Genomic DNA, 19,031 nt, shown 5'->3' with positions numbered 1-19,031 from the left:
ACCGCACGTCACAATGAGCTGATATCAGCTCATATTCCCGCCGAAATCATTTGAAGGAATCCTCCATGAGTACCCCTGTGCCCAATGAAGGCCGCCCGGCCTTCTACACCGTCAAAGAAGCGGCCCGGATCCTCCGGGTTGACGCGGCCACCCTCTATCGCGCCATCCGGGACGACGCGTTCCCCGCTGTCCGGGTCCGCAGCCGTTACGTCGTGCCGGCCGCGGCCCTGGACAAGCTGATCGCCGAGGCCGCCGAGACCGGAGGTTGTGTCGATGTGGCCCGGATGGCCGCCGAGCGGCGCACGGCTCGCGCCATCGAGCGGCTGACCGGAGGTGCGTCATGACCCCCGATGACTACGCCGCCATCGCCAAGCGCCTGGACCGCTTCGCCCCCGTTCCGGACGAGGTTCTCGCCGACGTCGTGACCCACGAGGGCCTGTGCTTCTGGGTGTTCGACCGCGACGAGATGCCCGATCTGTCCGGTGAGACTGGCCCCGACCGCGAACTCGCGGCCTGGTCGTGCGCGGGCTGCCCGGTCGTGAACTCGTGCCTCGAACTGGAACTCCGCGTCGCCGGCGAGCACACCGTCGGCGTTTGGGGCGGGCTTGCCGACGCCGACCGTCGAAAGGTGCACCGCTTCTGGCAGTGGCGACGTCACCCGCAGGGAGGCGCCCGATGAACGTCAACCTCACGACTTCCCAGATGGTCGTCGGTGCGGGTGGCATTCTGCTCCTCCTGATGGTCTGGCGCTCCGGCGCGCGCCGCGCCCGCAAGGCCGCCGAACGGGCACGGGACGGCGCCCGCGTTGTGTCACTGGCCGGTCGAGTGTTGTTGATGACCGCCGGCCTGGTCGGCATCCAGTGGCTGGTGTTCACGCACTCCACCGACACCACGCTGCGGCTGGTCGCGCTGGCGCTGCCGGACCTCATCGCCGCCTACGTCCTCACCCGCGCGTTGACCGTCACCGACCTCGGCACCAGGCGCTCGCGAGGTGATGGGCGATGAACCAGACGGACCATCAGAACCGGGTGGCCGCCCCGCGGCGGCCACCCGCCGACCTCACCCGCGCCCGGCGCCTCGCCCGAGACGCAGCGGAGGCTGCGGAGGTTCGCGCCTATCAGACGCACCCGGACGTCATCGCTCTGCAGGTCGAGCGGGTCCGCAAGCAGGTCGACCGGCTGTGCTGGACAGGCATCGCGCTGGGCCTCGCGTTCACGATGGCCAACGTTCAGCACTTCGCGGCCGCCGGGTCGGCCCCGTGGTCCACGCCGTGGCTGATCGCCTGGCTGCTCGACCCCACCGTGTCCCTGGTGCTGCTGGCGATCCTGCGCGCCGAGCAGGTCACCTCGCGATATCAGGTCCGGACCGGCCGCTGGGTCCGGTGCGCGAAGTGGCTCACGCTCGCCGCGACCTACGTCATGAACACCTGGTCGTCGTACGCGGCAGGATCGGTGTCCGCGGTGGTCCTGCATTCGGTGCCACCGCTGGTGGTGTTCGCCGCCGCCGAAGCAGTCACCGACCTACGCGACAAGCTCACTGAAGCCGCGTCAGTGGCGTTCACGGAGGCAAGCGAGCGGCGCCCCCGCACCGTTCACAAGCCGTCCTCCGCGCCGCGTCCGAAACGGACTTCGAGCAAGCACCGGAAGTCCTTTGACGACTATCTCGAGCAGGCCCGAGCAGCGTGGACACCGGACGTGACGATCAGTCCGGCATGGATCCGGGAGGTGACGGGCTGTTCGCGCGGCCTGTCGCCCCGGCTCGCCAACGCTCTGGCTCGTGAGGTGCGGCCATGAACGATCAGCAGCGTTCACAAGCGGTCGAGAAGGCCGAGCCCGTGTACGACGCCGAACTGGTCGACGACACGCTGCCCCAACCGCGGCCGCGTTCACGGTGGCATCGGCTCAGGCGCTGGTGGCTGATCTCGCGACGGGTCCCCGCGACACTCAAGTCCAAGGCGCAGGCCCGTCAAGCGCTGAAAGATCTGATCGTCGCACTGCTGAAGTCCCCTTGGCGCTACGTGGGCGCCGTCGTTCGAGGTGCCATCGCTGGCCTGCGGTGGTGGCGGCGGTGGGTCACGGTGCGCGAGTACCGGGATGCCGCTGAGCACCAGGAGAAGCTGGCGGACAAGTTCATCGAGATCCGCGCGCTGACTCTCTTCCGCTGGCGCGTGACCGGGGCGGTGATCGCCACCGCGATGCTGGCCGGCTTGGCGATCGCGCTGATCTGGGGTTCGCGTCCGCTCTGGCTCACGATGGCTGCCGGCTCTGTGGGGCTCGCGGTCCTCGGCCGGAGGAAGGAGGGCAGCCCTGGTCGCAAACCAGCGCTTGCCGGTCCGCGGACCCTGACCTGGACGATGGATCCGCAGGTTCTGGTCGACGCCTTCCGCGACGCCAAGCTGATCGGCAAGGATGAGATGCTGCGATTGGTCGAGCGGGTCACCCGGGTCGGCGACGGCTGGGCCGTCACGGTCGACCTTCCCGCCACTCGCAAGGCCGCCGACGTGATCAAGAATCGAGAGGCCCTGGCGTCGGCGCTGGCGGTGGACGAGGTCCAGCTGATCGTCGAACGTGTCCGCGGCAACGGCGGGCACGCGGGCCGGGTAGCGCTGTGGGTCGCCGACACGGACCCCTACGCCTCCCCTCCCCTGCGAACACCGCTGCTGCAAGCGGAGCGATGGGACGCCTGGCAGCCAGTCCCGTTCGGACGCGACGCCCGCAACCGGCGGATCGACCTGCCGCTGGTGTGGACCTCGCTGCTGGTCGGAGCCATCCCTCGCCAGGGCAAGACGTTCGCCGCCCGCCTCGCCGCCGCCGGTCTGATCCTCGACCCGTGGACGCGCCTGTACATCGCGGACTTCAAGGCCGGCAAGGACTGGGACGCCGCCGCGCAGGTCGCCCACCGCTTCATGTCCGGCGACGAACCCGAGCACGTCCTCGCGCTCAAGGACTGGCTGGTCGAACTGGTCGGCGAGGTCCAGGGTCGGTACCGGCGGATGCGGCAGCTCGACGACGAGATCTGCCCCGAATCCAAGATCACCCCGGCGATCTCCCGCGACCCCTCGCTCGACATGCCGGTCACCGCGATCTTCATCGACGAGGTTCAGGTCCCGCTGGAGGATCGCACCCCGGTTGACGTGCAGGGCAAGAAGCTCACCGCCGGCGAGTACGTCGGCGAACTGCTGACGTGGCTGGCGAAGAAGGGACCTGCCGCAGGCATCGTGCTAGTCCTGGCGACCCAACGGCCGGACTCGAAAACTATCCCGTCCGGGCTGCGTGCCGTCCTCGGCTCTCGCTTCGCGCTGCGGGTCATGGACTGGCGGGACAGCAACATCGTGCTCGGCGAACAAATGAACACCCGAGGCTACGACAGCAGCAGACTGCTCCCCTCGCACAAAGGTGTCGGGATCCTGCGACCCGACGGCGAAACGCAGTCCTCTGGCGACACCCTGGCCATGACAGTTCGCACCTACTACATGCCGAACGAGGACTGGCAGGCCATCTGCCGCCGGGGCAGGACGCTGCGCGAACAGGCCGGCACGTTGACCGGTCACGCTGCGGGACAGGACGCAATCCCGGACCTCGACCACGCGAGCGTAGCCCGCGCGATCGGAGGCGCGAAGCCCCGGCCGCAAGCCGAGTTGCCCGAGCCCCTCGCCGCCGTCGTCGAGTACCTCGGTCGCGATCTGGACGAGCGCGACTTCGTCCCGACGGCCGAACTGGTCGAGGCACTGGACGTGGAACCGACTGCGTTCGGGCGCCAGATGGGCGAGCTCGGGTGCCCGCCGGAACGAGGACGGGTCACGGATGACAGCGGGACCGTCCGGCAGGTCCGCGGCTACACCACTCGCGCGATCCGCGAGGCGATCGAGTCGTGGAACGAGGACACCTGACCCGTCTCACCCGTCCCGGCAACCCGTCACGGCGTCACACCGCTCGTGACGGGTTGCCATCTCCATTGACCTGCTCGAACTCTCCATGTGACGGCTGTGACGGCGCCTGCCCAACCTCGTCACCACGAACAGAATCCTGCCGACCCTCGCGGAGAACAGCCTCGCCCCGAGAACCCGTCACGAACGTCCCCTTCGACGGGACGGTCACGACCAGACCACGCTCGCGAAGCAGCTCGGTGGCATGCCGGGCGGTGCCCAGCGACACGCCGTACATCAGAGCGAACCGCCGCTCCGAGGGCAGCGGAGCCTCCGGAGGGAGCCGCCCGGCCTCGATCAACCGGGCGACGTAGTCCGCCAACTGCTGATACAGGTACCCGGGCGGACAAGCTGATGGGTCGAACGGCTCGAGCTCAGCCATCTCGGTTGTCCTCGTGGTCAGCCTTGCGATCCGGTGCGGCAACCAGCTCGAGGACGGAAGCGAGCTGGGTGGAGAACGACTCCAGTCGCGACTCGATCGCCGCCAGCCTCGCCAAGATCCCCGGGCCGAGCTGGTCCAACCCCGGGCTCTCGGCTCCTGGAGCCTTCACCAGGCACTCCTCGCAGGGCATGCCGGCGATCTGATCCAGCAACTCCAGCTCGCCCGGCCCGAAACGTGCTCCACAGCAGGCGCGCAAGTAGGCAGGACTCCCGGGTTCCTGCGGCATCGGAATCAAGTGCGCCACCCGCTCGCGTTCTCCCACGGAACCTGCGACCGGCCTCGCCAAGAACAACTCAGTGGGCATGTCCACCTCCCCTCCAGCAACTCCCTTTGAGCTGATCGGTTCGTCGAATCGGTATCGGCTCGATCAGGAGAAACAGCTGTGTCAAACTCGATATCAGCTTGCCATCAGCTGATCGGCGGCGAGGTGTCATCAGGAGGCCACTAGCGGGCCATATCGCGCCAAGGCGCGGCAAGGAGGACGAGATGAGAGCCAATCGAGAACCGGCTCGGACGGTGCTCGAACTGAAGATCCGAGAACGCGGCGAGACGCTGACAGAGTTCCTCGACTACGCGAGCCGGTTCGCGCGTCGAACAGGCGAGAGCGGCACCCTCAGCGAGCGCAATCTCAAGCGCCTGATCAGCGGTCGCAAAAGCGATGGATCGCCGATCGGCCTCCCCCGGCCGGCGACCGCCCGGCTGCTCGAACGGATCTTCGACCTGCCCATCGAACAGCTGCTGTCACCACCCGACGAGACCCAGCTTTCCCGCGCCGGCACCGAAGACGAACTTCGGCAACGCCTCCGATCGTCCAGCCGGGTCGACCCCCAGGTAATCGCCATCCTGAAACGGCAGCTCGACGAGATCCGCCGGCTCGACCGCCAACTCGGCGCGATCGTGGTCCGCGACGAGGTGAGTATCAAGGTCGGCCAGGTCTCTCAGCTGCTCTCCCACAGCCTGTCACCAAGCACACGACAGCAACTCGCCGGCCTGTTGGCAGAGCTCTGCACCCTGCTCGGCTGGCAGACGCTCGACGCCGGGAACCCCGACCAGGCCTGGCGACACTACGAACAGGCGAAAACAGCAGCCCTGGAATCGAACGATCCCCAGCGGCTCGCACACGCGTCTGCCGAGCAAGCCTTCGCGCTGCTGGACATCGGCGAGACCGACGCTGCCGTCGAAGCCCTCGCCGCTGCGCGACGCACAGCCGAGCAGACCGCGAGCCGCCACCTCCGCGCCTGGCTCGCAGCCGCACATGGCGAGGCCTTGGCTCACGGTTCCGATCGATCACGGACGCTTCGAGCGTTCGACCATGCCGCGGCACTTCTGCCGGCAGGAGACGCCGAACCCGCTGAGCCGTACCTCGCCCTCGATGACGTCCATCTCTCCCGGTGGCGCGGTCACGCTCTCGCGCAGGTCGGGGAACCCGAAGCAATCCAGGTGCTCACCTCGGCGCTCGACAGACTGGACCCAACGTTCACCCGAGCCGAAATCGGCCTGCGCGTCGACCTCGGCATCGCTCTGCTGAAGCACGATGAACGCGAAGAGGCCGCCAAGCACCTCGGAAGGGCCGCTTCCATGGCGACGAGCATTGGCTCACAACGTCAAATCAACCGAATCCTCATCATTCGAAGCATGGCTGAAATAACGGCAGCGTACGATTAGGCTGATCCCGCCCGAGAAAGAGTGACTTTTCGGGGTCAGCATAAGCGACTAAAAAGGCACTGAAGGAAAGTTCAGGAAGGTAGTCGACGCTACGAAAGCGTGGACTTACCAAGACTACTCCCCAGGTATCGGGATGCCCCACCGGCGCCCACCCGCAAGTCCACCCATCCGAAGTTTCCCCCCAGGCGATCAGGCCACCCTTCTCGGGATAAACTGGAGGTCTTCCACCCTTGCGGCGCCACTTTCTCGCGTCCTCCGATTTTTTAGCGAGGAAGGCCGCCAGATCCCCCGACGAAATGTCAGGAGCCATTATCTTAAGGTCGATAAAATTCCCTGGTCCGAACGTTTCCATAAACTCACGATAGTCGGCCGGGAACCATATGCCGATATTCTCTTGGGCTCGCGTCCAATTCACAGGAGACTGTGCGCGAAGCACCTCCGAGGGCAACAGCGATTCTAACGCCGGAATATTGGATTCGGGAGCCCCCCCAGGTCCGCGCATCCTTTCCCAGAAATCCATACCTGAAGACTGCGAGGTCGCCGGCAACGGCTTCTCATAAACGAATGTCGGACGACCACCTGCCACACCTAAGTCATGAACGTCGACGGCCTCTACTCTCCCCGTGACGAGCTCGATTAGAAAGTCACAAAGACCCTGATCTAGCTCTACCCATTTCTCAAAGGTCGGGTCAGCTACCACAACCGTCCATTTGTCCCAACTTCCAGTAGTTCTCCAGAATAACAACGCGGATCTCGAAGTCCACCCCCACGGCAACAGACCCCCCTCTTCCGGATAGATCGGAAACGGAAACCTGCCCGGATCGTCGTTGCGCCACTCGCGCATATCTTGCAGACGGTGAGCAAAATACCCAAGGTAGTCATCTTCGTCCCCGTCAACATCACCCGGCCGGATCAGCTTCACGGCACCTTGGAACTCACCGCGGGGGAACGTTTCAGCAATTTCCTTGTACTCCGCAGGGAGCTCGAGGCCCAATGAGCGCTCGATCGCGGGCCAGTTGAACCCGTGCCACGCCTGACGCTCCACGCCAAGCAGGCTGGCCAGATCATCTATACGGTTCACGCCAACTCGTTCCTTCTGCAACACACTCCCCTGGCGGGAGCCAAGCGGTGGACATGGCACCCGAGGCACCGCATCTAGGTTGTGCACCCGGGCGCACCTCGCAAGTCTAGGGCCTGTTCACGACGTACCGCGAACTGCTCCCACTTCCGCTACTGAGATACAATTGGACGCCGTCCGGCACATAATTGGCAGTTCCGCCGTAATCCGGAATTACTGTATAGAATACTCGCTCCCCGTTATTGAGTCGTCGGGCGACCTCATTTTCAAAGGCTCTCATGTCGATCTGGTTTGGGTCGGGATACAAGGGAACAAAGTTCTGGGGAAGCGTATTGCTTCCTCCGAACTGGTTACCAATGAGGTGCCCGCGATCCATCCCCTTTTTCCACCCCGGCGGCGTGAACCGTGGCTCATCATCACGGTCGGTAACGCGACCCTTGAAACAGCCCTGCGCTCCGGTCGCTCGACCCAGGCTGTCAGTGTTGTAATAGACGATCTCAGCCACGACTGAATTGGGGGAGCTGAAGCAATTTTGCTCCCTTACACCTCTAGCGACTTTCGTGATCGGTCCAGGGCTGGAGACATCGCCGATGACCCCCGGTTCGAAGCGCTCGTTTCCGCCATTAATTTCACTTGGGTCGAGAGTGCCAAGGTCGACATCTGTGACGGCGTTCAGAATGTCCAGAATGCTCTGCGCGATCGTTGTGGTGGCCCAACCATGAGGATGCGGATTCTTGGCGTCGTCGTCGACGCGCTGGTGAACGAGATCACGCATGATCTGGGCAAGAACACCGGCCGGTGTGGTAGCGCCGTTGGATTTCTTTTTCTTTCCGTAGACCGGCCACGGAACTGGAATCTTCGAGCAGCTTCTGCCCATGCAGGTAGTAGGAGGAGCGGGCGGACCTGGGGGCTTTGGACGACCTCTCAGACGGGCAACTTCGTTATAGGGGTGCTCGATAGTCGGGTACGGGATGTAAGGAATTGGCGCCGGCCGCGGCGCGGGCGCCGAGTCTCCTGCGAGGCCGGCGAGAGCCCCTACGAGAAGCCCTCCGAGGATCCAAAGTGTGGTTCCTGCCACGCAAGCTCCGCCGACGGCTGGCGCGGCAGGACCGGTGAGCACCGCGGCCGTACATTGGGCGTAGTTTCCGGTGCTGTCGGTCCTTGTGAGCGGGTTGCTAGCGCCGTACGCGTAGCGGTTCGCGTTGGTGAAATCACGTGGTTCGAGCGCGGCGGTGTCCCGGCTGGTGAAGCTCCCTGTGGTTGGGTCGTACCAGCGGGCTCCCATGTTTACGTTGCCCGTGCTGGGGTCGGTGTATTGGTGCTGGTAGCCGAGCGCGCTTTGCGTCCCGCTGCTGGCGGTGATCTCGCCGAAGGGGCTGTAATTGCGCGACCCTTCGACGCTGCCTGAGATCGGGTCGATCAGGGTGGTCAGGTCAGTGTGCAGGTCGGTAAGCGCCGCGGATGTTGTGCTGCCTTGCTGGACGCCGAGGAGCGCGCCCGTCGGGGTGTAGGTGTAGTCGTTTTCTCCTTCGCCGATGATATTTCGGCTCGTACCTGCGTAGGTGAGCGCTGTGCTGCCGGTGGTGGTGAGTCGGTTGAGGGCGTCGTAGGTGTTGGTGGTGGTGCCGTCGGTGGTGAGTTCGTCGTAGGCGTCGAAGGTCAGTTGGGTGGTGACGCCGTTGGTGGTGCGGGTGTTGAGGGTGCCGCGGGGGGTGTAGGTGTAGCTGGTGTTGCCCTTGGTTTGGAGTTGGTTGCGTTCGTTGTAGGTGGCGGTGTCGGGGCCGTCGCGGGTGAGGTTGCCGGCGCCGTCCCAGCCGTACTGGGTGGTGGTGTTTCCGACGGTCCAGGAGGTGAGGCGGCCGGCGTCGTCGTAGCCGTAGGTGTTGGTGGCCGCGCCGGCGGTGCCGGTGGTGGTTTTGGTGGTGAGGTGGTCTTCGAGGTCGTAGCCGTAGCTGACTGAGGCGGTCACGGCGCCGCCGGGGGCGGTGATGGTGTCGCTAGTGAGGCGGCCGAGCGGGTCGTAGCTGAATCCGCGGGTGGCGTTGCCGGTGCCGTAGCCGATGCTGGTGAGCTGGTCGGCGTTGTCGTAGCCGTAGCTGGCGACCGTGCCGGTGAGCGGGTCGGCGGCGGTGGCCAGGCGCCCGGCGGTGTCGTAGCCGTAGCTGGTGACCCCGGCGGTGCTGGTGGCGGTGGCGAGCCGGTTGTCGCCGTCGTAGGTGGCGCTGGAGTCGCCGGACGGGCCGGTGGCGGAGATGAGGTTGCCGCGGTCGTCGTAGGTGTAGGTGTTGGTGCCGCCCGGGGCGGAGACTGTGCGCAGGTCACCGCGGGCGGTGTAGGTGAAGGTGCGGTCCGGGGTGGCGACGGTGGCGCCGGTGCCGGTCTGCTTGGTGATGTTGCCGAGCGCGTCGTAGCTGTTGGTGATCACCACGCCGCCGGGCTTGGCCAGGCTGGCGAGCTGTCCGTTGCGGTCGTAGCTGGCGGTGTAGGTGCGGTCGACAGCATTCGGGTGCTGGGTGGTGGCCGGTTCGATGGTCGATTCGGCCAGGTTCCACGGGGTGACGGTGAAGACCGTGGTGTGGTTGTTGCCGTCGGTGGAGCGGGTGATGTTGCCGGCGGCGTCGTAGCCGTAACTGGTGGTGATCGACTCGGTGGCCGAGACCGGGCGGGTGACCGAGGTGAGCCGGTTGCCCGCGTCGAAGGTCTGGGTGGTGGTTTTGCCCAGGGCGTCGGTGGTGCTGGTCTGGTTGCCGGCGTTGTCGTAGCCGAAGCCGCGGGTGCGCAGCACCGTCCCCGCGCTGTCGAGGTCGGCGGTGCTAGTGAGGCGGCCGGCCCAGTCGTAGCTGGTGGTGGTCTTCTCCCCCAGCGGGTTGGTGACCGAGGTGATGCGCCCGGCGCCGTTGTAGGTGCTGGTGGTGGTCTTCCCGGCACCCGACACGGCGGTGAGCTGGTTACCCAGGTCGTCCCAGGTGGCCTTGGTGGTCACACCACTGGGTGTGGTGACCGAGGTCGGGTTGCCGAGGGTGTCGTAGGTGTAGCGGGTGGTCAGGTTCCGAGTGGGGGCGGGTTCGCGTTCGACGACGGTGCTGGTGATCTTGTTGCCGAGCTCGTCGTAGGTGGCGAAGGTCTGCGCCCCGGTGGGGTCGCTGGCGGAGAGTTGTTCGCCGAGCGGGTCGTAGGTGGCGATCCAGGTGCCGCCGGCCTGGCCGTAAAGGGCGGGTGGGTCGGTTTTGCGGCGCTGGTTGCCCAGTTCGTCGTAGCCGTAGGTGGTGGTGTTGCCGCGGCCGTCGGTGGTCGAGGTGACCTGGCCGGCGAGGTCGTAGCCGATGGAGCGGGTGGCGATGATCGGCTCGGTCGCACCCGGTGGCGTGTAGGGCGGCAGCGTGGTGGCCGTGGGGCGCCCGGCGAGGTCGTAGTCGGTGTGGGTGACGTTGCCGTTGGGGTCCCGGACGTCGACGACTTCGCCGAAGGTGTTGTAGCCGGTGGTGGTGACCGGGGCGACGGTGGTGGCCGGTTGCCCGCCGGTTTCGACCGGCACCGGGGGTGCGGTGGTGGTGACGGGGCGGTCGTATTCGTCGTAGGTGGTGCTGGTGGTGTAGGCGGCGGGGTCGCCGCCGGGCACCGTGCCGCGCGGGTCGACGGTGGAGGTGATGTTGCCGCGCGGGTCGAGGGTGATCCAGGTGGTCAGGGATTCGGTGGGGCTGGTGGCCACGGCGCGGCCGGTTTCGCGGCCGAAGGTGTCGTAGCCGTGGGTGATGTCGGCGACGGTGCTGCCGTCGGCGTTGCGGTGGATCTCCCGGGTCGGGTTCCCCAGCGCGTCCAGCGCGAGCGCGGTGGAGCGCAGCACGGTGGTGCCGTCGCGGTCGGTGGTGCCCACCACGAGCCCGGCGCGGTCGTAGTCGGTGGTGGTGGAGTAGCGGCCCTCGGCCTTGCTCGCGACGGCGACCTGTCCGGTGCCGGTGTAGGTGTAGCGGGCGAGCTGGACGTCGCGGGTCTGGTTGGTGGCCGGGTCGGTGTAGCCCAGCAGGGTTTCGGTCGCGAGGGTGTTGTCGTTGTAGTAGGTGTAGGCGGTGGTGCGGCCCATCGCGTCCGTCACGCTGGCCAGGCGGCCGGCGGGGTCGTAGGCGCGGGACTCGAGCACCACGTCGCGGGCGGCGCCGCCGTCGCCGGTGAAGCCCTTTACCGTGCGGGTGGCGAGCTGGTGGCGGGCGTCGGTGTAGGTCGCGGTGAACTCCACCCCCACCGGGTTCACTGTGCGTACGACGGCGCCGAAGGCGTCGTAGTTGGTAGTCGTGACGCCGCCAGCGGGGTCGGTGACGGTTTCGACGCGGGCGTGGGCGTCGTAGGTGTAGCTGGTGGTGCGGGCCGGGTCGTGGCCCGCCATGTCGTCGACCGTGGTCGAATCGAGGGTGCCGTCGGGGTTGTAGACCCAGGTGGTGCGGCGCTGGTGCGTGGTGCCGGTGACGGCGTTGGTGGTTTCCGGGTCGATCTGCCCGACCAGGCGGTTGAGGTCGTCGTAGCCGTAGATGGTGACGTCTTCGGTGGTCCCGCCGGCGACGCTGACCTTCTTCACGGTCTGGCGGCCGAGGTCGTCGTAGCCGTAGTTGGTGACCGCGCCGGCCGAGTCGACGACCTGGGCGACGTCGCCGCCGGAGGTGTAGCCGTACCAGGTGATCCCGCCCGCCGGGTTGGTGGTCGAGGCGAGCAGACCGGGCGGGGTGATGCCGCCGCCGATGGCGTCTTCGGTGCCGTCGGTGTAGGTGTTGCTGGTGATCCGGGTGGCGCCGTCGTTCGTGGGCGGCTGCGTGACCGTGGCGACCTCACCGGTCGGGGTGTAGGTGTAGCTGGTGAGGAAGCGGGTGTCGGCCGCGGAGTCGGAGCGTGCGTCGCGGTCCTCGGTCACCTTGTCGTTGCGCGGATCCAGCGGATCGGCGGTGTTGAGGTAGTAGGAGCGGTAGGAGCTGTAGCAGTCGCTCGGCCCGGCCGCCCGGCACACCGTCCGTGACAACACATTGCCACGCGCGTCGTTGGCAAACGTGGTGGCGTGGCCGTTCTCGTCGATGACGCGGTTGAGGTAGCCGCCGGTGTCGTAGCCCAGGACCTTGGTGCCGCCGGTGGGTGTGGTGGTGGTGACCAGCCGGCCGCTGCGAGTCGGGTCGTAGGTGTAGGTGGTGACCTTGGCGGCGGGGTCGGTGGCCTGGATGGTGTAGGCGGCGACCTTGGCCGAGTAGTGCGTGCTGACGCTGGCCGAGTCCAGCGGCCGGTGGTAGAAGGCCACCTCGCCGATGGAGCCGGTGAAGTAGCTCCACGTCCCGGCGGGTTTGGCGGGCCAGTTCTGGTCGTTGACCGCGCCGGCGCCGATCAGGTCGTAGCGGTCGATGTTGTCGATGTCCCCGACCGCGGTGCCGGCCACATTGCCGTCCAGGTAGAGGCGCTGGATGTCGCCGTCGCCGGAGAGCACGACGTGGTGCCACTTGCCGTCGTTGACAACCCCCGGGGTGACGATCCCGGCCACGTTGCCGTTCCAGAAGTGCCCGTACAGCTTGCCGTCCGTGCCCACGTACAGCACCGGCATCGCCCCGGACGGGTTCGCCGCGCCCGGCAGATTCGCCGCGCTGGTGGAGTACAGCACGCCCGGGCTGGTGGTCTGGAACCACATCTCGATCGCCAGGCGGGTGCGGCCCTGGGCCTGCCGGTCGGGGAGCCGGATGTAGGAGCTGGTGCCGTTGAAGGCGTAGCCGCTGGAGCCGCGCATCACCGGGCTCGCCGTCGGCGCGGTGCTCGTCGAGGTGCCGGTGACGGTGGCCGGGTCGTTGACCGCGGTGGGGCTGTTGTTGGCGTCCTCCAGGCCCCACCACCCCACCGGGCCGGTGCCGCGCACCGCGTTGAGGTAGCTGGTTTTGGAGGTGGTGGCGGTCCAGTGGGCCTGGACCTCGGCGGCGGGCAGGCTGCGCGAGTAGAGCGCGACCTGGGCCACGGCGCCGGGCAGATAGCCCCAGTCATTGGTCGGGCGGGCGGGCCAGGTCATGGTGTTGACCGCGCCGGCGCCGACGAAGGCGTAGGGGTCGATGTTGGAGATCTCGCCGGCCAGCGTGCCGACCGGTTGCCCGTCGAGGTAGAGGGTCTGGGTGTTGTGGTCGCCGGTGAGGGTGACGTGGTGCCAGGCGCCATTGTTCACCGGGTTCGGGGTGACGATGCCCGTGGTGGAGCCGTTCCAGAAGTGCCCGTACAGCTTGCCGTCCGTGCCGATGTACAGCACCGGCATGGCGCCGCCCGGATTGGCGGTGCCCGGGGTGTCGTTGCCCGTGGAGAACAGCACGCCACCCGAGGTTGTGGTGGTGCGGAACAGCAGCTCGACCGAGATCTGGTTGGTGCCGTTCACCGCGTCGTCCGGGAGCCGGATGTAGCTGCTGGTGCCATCCAGCCACTGGCTCTGGCTGCCGGTGAACGGCCCCGGGGTGGTGCCGCCCCCGCTGCCCCGCACATACGTCGCACGCGACAGCGTGGGGTCGCCGCCGACGGTGGTGCCGCTGGTCTCGCCCAGGCGCCAGTTCGCGTGCGGGTCCGAATCGACGACGCTGGTGGCGTAGCGGAACCCGTCACCGTCCACAGTGGGCTTGGTGTAGCTGGTGGTGCCGCCGTTGGCATCGCCGAACTCGGCCACGCGGTCGTTGGCGGCGTTGTAGGTCAGGTGAGCGGCGACGCTGCCGCCGGGGCGGGTGATCGTGGTCAGCTGGTTGCTCGCCGCCCGCGCCGCGTAGTGCTCGGCCACCGTCGTCGCCCCGAGAGGCTGGTGGTACAGCGCGACCTCGGCAACGCTGCCGTTGAAGTAGCTCCACGTCCCAGCCGGTTTCGCCGGCCAATCGCGGGTGGACACCGCGCCCACACCCACGAAGTTGTAGGGGTCGATGTTGGCCAGCTGCCCGGCCATCGAGCCGACCGCGGCCCCGTCCAAGTACAGGGTCTGAGTGTTCTGGGCACCGGAGAGCACGACGTGGTGCCACGCGCCATCAGTCACCGTGTTCGGGGTGACGATGCCGTTGACGCTGCCGTTCCACAGATGCCCGTACAGCTTGCCGTCCGTGCCCACGTACAGCACCGGCATCGACCCGCCCGGGTTGGCGGCGCCAGGCTGGTCGTTGCCGGTGGAGAACAGGACTCCGCCGGCGGTGGTGGTCTTGAACCACAGCTCGATGCCGATGTAGTGCGAGTTGCGCACCAGATCATCCGGCAGGCGTGCGAAGCTCGAGGTGCCGTTGAACCCGGCCGCGGTGGTGGGGCTGCCCGCCAGCGGGCCAGCCTGTCCCCAGGCCAGGTCGGTCGCGGTGGCGTCGGCGGTGCCCCAGAAACCGGGCTGGTCGCTGACCGCCGTCGTGCCGGTCGTTTCGGCCAGGCGCCAGTACCCGCGCGGATTGGCATCCATAGTGACCGTGCGGTAGTGCGAGCCGGTCGTGTAGTCGTAGGTGGTGCAGGCCTGCAGCGGGTCGCACACCTGCGTCAACCGGTCACCGTCATAGGTGTAGGACCAGGTCAGCTGCGGATCCGGATGCGTGGTCACCGACGTGACGTGTGCCCCGGTCCACACGAACGACAGGGACCGGCCGGAGGCGGCGTCGGTCGCCGTCGCCAGCTTCCCGGCCCCGTCATAGGTCAGCGTCTGGGCGCGGCCGGCCGCGTCCTTCATAGAGGTCAGTTTGCCGCTGGCGTCGAAGGTGTACTGGCTGCCGTCCTTCGTCCGCAGCGTCCACCCCCCACCCGTAACCGCGAGCAGGGTGGCGAACTGGCCCGGCGGCGCCGCGAAACTCCCGTCCGGGTTCTTCCCGAACCGTGACTGCTGACCGTTCATCCACGTCAGCACCACGTTGCCGCTGCCATCCGTATCCGGATCCAACCGGGTGTCCCAGCGGGAGGACCAGCCCTCACCGAACGCGCCGTCCTTGCGTGGGTCGAGACTGTTGTAGGTGCGCACCACCGACAGTGCGGGTCCCACCGCGGCCACCGTCGCATCCGTCACCGGCGTCGTGTAGTTCGCCACTCCCGGATCGACTCCGCCCTCGTCCAGAGAGGACAGGTGGCTGGTGATCGCGGGCTGCGGCACCCGGGTCGACAGGTAGGACCCGGCGCTCCACAAGCTTTCGGTCTGGTGGTCACCGACCTGGCCCTGCCAGATGTAGGTCTTCGACCATTTCATCCAGCCCGTCGGCACCGACCACACCGGAGAGTCGATCCACCCGCTGTCCTGGCAGTTGGTGGCGTTGTCCGCTTCGCAGATCTTGAAGTGGTAGTTCACACCCTGCCCGGGATAGACATCCCGGTCATGCCCACTCATCGCCAGCGTCGGCGTCAGCGTGGTCGAGTTGTAGTTACTCGGCGGCGCCATCGAATCGATGACCGGCGTCTGGTTCGGAACAGTGAACGTGACCCTGTCGGACATCGGCACGTTCTCCCAGGAGAACCGGCCGTACCCGACGTTGTCCATGTCCCAGCGCAGCTGGTAGGTGCCCGGCGGCAGCGACTTGATCTTCGCGTTGAGGGTGACGGTCTGCCCAGGCGCGACGTCGTAGGGCATCTTCGTCCACGCCGTCATCTCCGCCGGGAGCTCGTTGCCGTTGGCGTCCCACAACCGGTAGCCCAGGGCGTAATTGTTGTTCGGGCTCCACACATCCCGGCCACCGTTGGTGACGGTGACCGCCATCGCGCCATCGGTGGAGGTGGTGACGACCGGGTCCATCGCACCGAGGCTGTAGGTGGCCCAGTAGGCGGTGAAGGTGACATCCAAGTACGGCGCGTTAGGCGTAGCGGCGGAGGCGAACTTCTTCCACCCGTAGGTGTCCGTTTCCGAGGCCCGGACGGTCAGTCCGTTGTTGGGGGCGCCGTGGGTCCAACCGTGAAGCAGGTCGCGGCCGGCGTTACCGAGGTCGATGGAGACCCACGACGAGCCACAGGTGCCGGGATCATAGCCGTGCGCGAAGGAGGCTTCGGCGATTGCGGCGCCAAAGGCGGGACCGGGGTAGGTCTTGGCTCCTCCCACCGACCAACCTGCGGTCACTGGGTGGATCGTGACCGGACGGGCTTGGCACGAGTAGGCGTAGGTCTCGAACATCCACAGCTTGGCGCCGAGTATGTACATGCCGGCCAGATCCGAAGACACCGAGTCGAACTTCAGGTAGGCCGCGGCCTTGCTCGCCCCGCCGTTGTAGGTACCGACACTGAGATTCGGGTCACCCGAGTAGTCGGAGTTGTAGGGCGACTGCACGTAGGTGGTGCCGTTGCTGTACTTGAGGACGCTCGGGTCCACCTTGACCGGAAAGACCCGGCCGGGATCGGCCAGCCACGCCTGGTCCAAGGTGACTCGCAGCACCGGATGCGCGGGATCACCGACGAGCGCGTACGTGACGCCGGTCGAGCGAGCACCCTCGCCCGAGAGCGGGTTGATCGCGGAGTCCTCCATGAACCCGGGCGGGATGACGGCCTGAACAGTGCCGGCAGCGTCGGTGAGCTGAACCGCACCCGCAGTGTCCAGAGCGGCGGTCAGACCGTTGAGCTGAAGCGGGAACTCCCACACGGCCGGCGCGGTCGGGTCCTTGAGGACGATCGTTTCCTTGGCACCGGCGGGAACTGCTTGCAACTCCAGGTCAGCTCCCGGCCGGACCTCACGGTAGTTGACTACGTCACCGGTCACCTGCGCCTCCGCGGGCGCGGCATCCGCAACGCCGTACGCGAGTGAGGTGCCGCCATCGAGCTGAACGGACACCACCTGCGACTCGTCTGCCTGGTCGGCAAAGCGCTTGGTGCTGGAGTCCGCGCGCGTACGCCACACACCACGGTCGTCCACCAGGGTGGAGTCGATCCTGTCCCACGAACCGTCCGGCTTCTGGTAGAACTCCCGGCTCTGGTACTTGCGCAGGGTCATCGTGCCGTCGGCATTGCGGAAAAGCTGGCGGTCGGCCGACCGCTTGCTCACGTCCTCGCGACTCGTCGCCGCGTTGAACCCCTCAGCCGGTTCCTCCGCCTCGGGGGCTCCGACCTGCACGGTGGTGCGGCCGACCTCCGCATCGCTCAGCCCCGGAGAGGGGAACCGCTCGTCTGGCGCGAGACCAGGGGCCGGTTTCGCGTTGTGCCCGCCAGCGCCCGTGATCGCGCTGGTTGCCTCAGGCGGTGCGTCGTGGCTGCGGCCTTCTGCCGTGCCCCATTCCTGCTGGGGGACGCTGCCGCTCGCCGCCAAGGCCGCCGGGGTGCCCGGCAACACGGAGACCAAGCCTGCGGTGAGGACCACAACCATGATCCAGATCAGGCACCGATGACCCCACAGCACCGCAGCGCGCACCATCTCGTACACCCCTCACGCAGCCCAGAGCCACGGCAAACTGATTGCCAGGGGATAGGCGGAAACACCAACATTGCCGTTTCGAACAACGGTCGCCACGTAACTCTCGCGACGTCCGCCTCAAGCAGGCCCACGGACGATATATGGCGCACCCTTGCAAACGTTTCACCCGAGACCGAACCGTGATCAACGCACGGGCAGGCGGCATCGAACCGCCCTGGACTGTCGCTTACCGACAGTGCCACCTCAGTGTGATCTACTCCACCGGATCACCCCTGTAAGTACGACATTCGAGTGAGACCGCGAACACGACCACTCACAACCAGCGCCGTGCCGCCCGGAACAACCCGAACGACTGGGCCAACTTCGCGATTCCATCGCAGCGCGGCGCCCTACGGTCTGAAACTTTCCACCTTGCTACGACAAGAGGGGATGAGCCACCACCGTGTGCGACGTCACCTTTCGCACACGGAAGTAGCTTACTCGTCGTTATTGCTCCGTTCGGCGTAGTGTCAATTTCCACAACCGAGGAGTAACGGAACGCATCCCGACGCGATATAGGCAGCGCTTTTCGTTACGTCATAGGTGAGGGGTTGCGTCGTGTCCGTGTCTCTGCTCAATCGTGTTTCCCGCAAGGCCGCGGCCGCGTTGCCCGCCGGACTGGTGCAGCTGGCGGTGCGGGTACGCGAGGTGGTCGCGCCGCAGCCCTGGCCCTGGGATGAGGCCGCCGTGCGACTGCACCGCATGGAAAAACGCGGACGCGGCCCGCTGCCCTACCCGCATTACCTCTACGGCCTGATCGCCGCCGCCCGCACCGCCCGCGCCCTCCGCACCGAGGCGTTCACCGCGCTGGAGTTCGGCGTCGCCGGCGGCAACGGCCTGCGCGCCCTCGAGGACCACGCCGACCTCATCCAACATTGGTACGGCATCCGCGTCCGCGTGGTGGGCCTCGACTCCGGCGCCGGGCTCCTGCCCGCCACCGACCCGCGCGACTGCGGCTTCGCCCTGCACTCCGGCGCCTTCGCCATGGACGAAACCGCCCTGCGTGCCCGCCTACGCCACGCCGAGCTCGTCCTCGGCGACGTCACCCACACCACCGCACCGCTGATGCAGCGCATCGACAGCGGAGACCTTCCTCCGCTGGGATTCGTCGCCCATGACCTCGACGTCTACACGGGAACCCACGCCGCCCTCGACGCGATGACACTCCTCGCCCCGGACCGCACCCTCCCCCGCGTGCCCATGTACTTCGACGACCTCACCGGCTACCCCTACACCACCGAAACCGGCGAACGCGCCGCCATCTCCGCCTTCAACGCCAAGAACGACACTCGCCGCATCGGCCAGGTTGAAAACCTCGAGAAGACCCTCGGCGGCAGCTCCCGCTTCGCCACGTGGCCCCGTCACATCTTCGTCTTGCACACCTTCGACCACCCCCACTACAACGCGCCCGAACCCATCACCGGCCTCCCCGACCTCTCCCTGCGGGACAACCCCCGCGACTGGAGCTGATCACGCAACGGGCACCTGCAGAAGAGTGGGTCGACCTCAGTGGAACGGATCCTTCGAACGGTGTGGCAGATCCGTTCGGAAATCC

Annotated in this window: 11 protein-coding genes; 7 read left to right on the top strand and 4 right to left on the bottom strand. The window is 67.0% G+C overall.

The annotated features are described in order from the left end of the window. Nucleotides 1-65: 65 nt before the first annotated feature. From AMY39116_RS0316190 to AMY39116_RS0316170, 5 genes are read left to right on the top strand one after another with little or no spacing between them, the layout of a single operon-like run. Nucleotides 66-344 (top strand): helix-turn-helix domain-containing protein, encoded by a 279-nt coding sequence (locus AMY39116_RS0316190; protein ID WP_020418685.1) that lies wholly within the window; start codon nt 66-68, stop codon nt 342-344. Continuing rightward, on the top strand, nt 341-679 hold the full coding sequence (locus tag AMY39116_RS0316185; protein ID WP_020418684.1) for a WhiB family transcriptional regulator: 339 nt from the start codon (nt 341-343) through the stop codon (nt 677-679). Before AMY39116_RS0316190 ends, AMY39116_RS0316185 begins: the two co-directional genes overlap by 4 nt. Then, on the top strand, nt 676-1,005 hold the full coding sequence (locus AMY39116_RS0316180; RefSeq protein WP_020418683.1) for a hypothetical protein: 330 nt from the start codon (nt 676-678) through the stop codon (nt 1,003-1,005). The genes AMY39116_RS0316185 and AMY39116_RS0316180 overlap by 4 nt, the downstream gene beginning before the upstream one ends. After that, the gene (locus AMY39116_RS0316175; RefSeq protein ID WP_020418682.1) at nt 1,002-1,793 is read left to right on the top strand and encodes a hypothetical protein; all 792 of its coding nucleotides are present in this window, start codon (nt 1,002-1,004) and stop codon (nt 1,791-1,793) included. The genes AMY39116_RS0316180 and AMY39116_RS0316175 overlap by 4 nt, the downstream gene beginning before the upstream one ends. Next, the gene (locus AMY39116_RS0316170; protein ID WP_020418681.1) at nt 1,790-3,889 is read left to right on the top strand and encodes a cell division protein FtsK; all 2,100 of its coding nucleotides are present in this window, start codon (nt 1,790-1,792) and stop codon (nt 3,887-3,889) included. The genes AMY39116_RS0316175 and AMY39116_RS0316170 overlap by 4 nt, the downstream gene beginning before the upstream one ends. A gap of 34 nt (nt 3,890-3,923) precedes the next feature. Here AMY39116_RS0316170 and AMY39116_RS45025 read toward each other — a convergent pair whose 3' ends face one another. Then, complete coding sequence (locus tag AMY39116_RS45025; protein ID WP_020418680.1) at nt 3,924-4,307, bottom strand: GntR family transcriptional regulator; 384 nt, start codon at nt 4,305-4,307, stop codon at nt 3,924-3,926. Beyond that, a complete protein-coding gene (locus AMY39116_RS48120) occupies nt 4,300-4,671 on the bottom strand; it encodes a hypothetical protein (RefSeq protein ID WP_369794314.1) in 372 nt (123 codons plus the stop codon). The genes AMY39116_RS45025 and AMY39116_RS48120 overlap by 8 nt, the downstream gene beginning before the upstream one ends. 212 nt (nt 4,672-4,883) lie before the next feature. On the opposite strand from AMY39116_RS48120, the gene AMY39116_RS0316155 reads away from it, so the two are divergent. Continuing rightward, on the top strand, nt 4,884-6,032 hold the full coding sequence (locus tag AMY39116_RS0316155) for a hypothetical protein (protein WP_020418678.1): 1,149 nt from the start codon (nt 4,884-4,886) through the stop codon (nt 6,030-6,032). Here AMY39116_RS0316155 and AMY39116_RS46135 read toward each other — a convergent pair. Both AMY39116_RS46135 and AMY39116_RS42990 read right to left on the bottom strand, forming a co-directional pair. Further along, nucleotides 5,992-7,113 (bottom strand): hypothetical protein, encoded by a 1,122-nt coding sequence (locus AMY39116_RS46135; RefSeq protein WP_157358570.1) that lies wholly within the window; start codon nt 7,111-7,113, stop codon nt 5,992-5,994. The two genes, AMY39116_RS0316155 and AMY39116_RS46135, sit on opposite strands and share 41 nt — an antisense overlap. Before the next feature lie 106 nt (nt 7,114-7,219). Then, nucleotides 7,220-17,437 (bottom strand): LamG-like jellyroll fold domain-containing protein, encoded by a 10,218-nt coding sequence (locus AMY39116_RS42990; RefSeq protein ID WP_235716146.1) that lies wholly within the window; start codon nt 17,435-17,437, stop codon nt 7,220-7,222. Nucleotides 17,438-18,097: 660 nt separating this feature from the next. Here AMY39116_RS42990 and AMY39116_RS44715 point away from each other — a divergent pair. Further along, nucleotides 18,098-18,946 (top strand): hypothetical protein, encoded by an 849-nt coding sequence (locus tag AMY39116_RS44715; protein ID WP_157358568.1) that lies wholly within the window; start codon nt 18,098-18,100, stop codon nt 18,944-18,946. Nucleotides 18,947-19,031: the final 85 nt, after the last annotated feature.

The sequence above is a fragment of the Amycolatopsis sp. ATCC 39116 genome, assembly GCF_000231075.2.
Lineage (GTDB): Bacteria > Actinomycetota > Actinomycetes > Mycobacteriales > Pseudonocardiaceae > Amycolatopsis_E > Amycolatopsis_E tucumanensis.
This window is presented reverse-complemented; position numbering and strand designations above follow the sequence as displayed.